Source organism: Bartonella sp. AD328YNZD (assembly GCF_042196425.1).
On record NZ_JBHIQG010000407.1, the window covers coordinates 1 to 1,964 of the forward strand.

Here is a 1,964-nt window from a genome sequence, read left to right on the forward strand (position 1 = left end):
CTCCATAGCGAAAATATCGCTCTAGAAGCACGCGTGAAGGAACGAACACAAGAATTAGAAAAAGCACGCAATCACGCCGAAAAAGAACGCCAACGGGTTGAAATATTGTTGCAGGATGCAAGCCATCGCATTGGCAATTCTCTTGGCACGGTGTCTTCTTTGCTGGGGCTTCAGTTAAGTCGGAGTAAAAATGAAGAAGTCCGTGCTGTTCTAGGGGCTGCACGGGATCGTATTCAGACAATTTCCACAGCACATCGTCGTTTGCGTTTAAGTGATGATATGGAAACGACACTATTGGCAGAGTTTCTCAGTTCTGTTGTGCATGATGTCGAATTGGCGGTTCCTTTTGAATTGCGTGAAAACATCACCATTCACACCAACTTTAAAGAGTGTCGCCTGTCTTCAAGAGATGCAACAACACTTGGAATTATCCTTGGTGAGTTGCTGACCAATTCTTTAAAACATGCCTTTCCTGATCAACGGTCGGGCCATATTTATATCTCCTTTGGTCCTGAGCCAAATGGACAATTGATGCTCATTGTAGAAGATGATGGCGTGGGGATGAAGAGCCAAACTTTAAAACAAAAGACAGGACTTGGTCGTGTGGTTGTGGAACAGCTTTGTATGCAATTTGGTGAAAAACCTCTGTTTGAAACTTCTGCTTTAGGAGGCACAAAGATTATCATTCCTTTGCCAAAACTTAGCACGAATAGTTCAAAAAAAATCTCTGACTGATTTTAAAAAATGGTAAATTTTTTCTTTGCCAGTGGTAAGCTTCCTTTGATTTATCGCGAAGGCATGGGGAGGGCGCCTTTTCACAAGAAGGAGGATAAAATAAGGCTTTAATAGCGCAAATACATCACCTTCATCTTAGAATTGTTGATTGTCTTCAAGAAAGGCAACTTTATTTTTTCATCTTTTGGTGTCATATTTGTTTCTGACTTTTTGCTTTATTGACTCTAATTATGGCTTTTAACATTCTCCTTTCTTAAAGCTTTGAAGTGCTGAAGTTAGCCTTTAAATTTATTTTGAATAAGAGCTTGCTTGAACCAATAATATTTACATTGATACGCTCGATTTTTTTTGCAAAGAGAGAGTTTTTTCACGTTTTATTCTTTTTGTAAGGGTTGTTAAAATTTTAAATAGAGGGTGTTTTTGTAAGCGTGTGGGAGAAATATTCTTAAGGTAAAACGTGCTCGTAAAACTCATGAAGCACCCTCCTTTGGGGCTTTAAACAGCATCAGTGTTCAACCAGTGGAATCTGTTCAATAAAAAGCTGGATTGTTTATAGAGTGATGGGCGTTTTAGAATCTTCATCCTTTAGGGGGCACATCTTTGATTTAAGATTTTATTGCATGGCAAATAAGGGGGCTATCGTTTTAATAAAAGAAACAAGAAGCGTTAGCTTTTTTGAGTGTCATATTTTGCACTTTTCTGTTGTGGGTAAACCTGAAAAGGAGAGCGTTTAATTTTTGATCCTTGTTATGCTGCTTTGAGTGGTTATATCTTTCGGCGTATCCTTTACAGATCTTTAAAGTGCGGAAATCGCTTTGAAAAAAATTAAGCGCTCAAGCATATTTTTTAGATGTTTAAGTCATAAAAAGCTGCAGGTGTTTCATGCTTTAAGTCTCTTCAGAGGGGGGTATCGGGCTGTTTATCAAAGAATCAATATTGTTTTTTTCTTGTAGGAATGTTTGTAGGTCTTGATTGGTTAAGGCTTTGCTATCCGGTATACGGATGCGCATGGGATCAACTTTGACGCCATTGACAATGATTTCAAAATGACAATGGGGACCAGTTGCCATTCCTGTTGATCCGACATATCCAATGATTTGTCCTTGTCGTACTTTCACGCCTGGTTTGATGTCTGGTGCATAACGACTTTGATGTGAATAACTGCTAATATACCCATTGGCATGTTGAATTTCCGTATGATTTCCATAGCCGCCTGTTACACCTACTTT

2 protein-coding genes are annotated in these 1,964 nt (G+C 38.8%); one reads left to right on the plus strand and one right to left on the minus strand.

Annotated features, from left to right (window positions below):
• A partial coding sequence (locus ACFIO3_RS12275; RefSeq protein ID WP_375704537.1) for a sensor histidine kinase occupies window positions 1-735 on the plus strand: 735 nt, incomplete at its 5' end.
• 887 nt (window positions 736-1,622) lie between these two features.
• Here the strand turns inward: ACFIO3_RS12275 and ACFIO3_RS12280 are convergent.
• The coding region (locus ACFIO3_RS12280; RefSeq protein WP_375704538.1) for a M23 family metallopeptidase at window positions 1,623-1,964 on the minus strand (342 nt) is incomplete at its 5' end.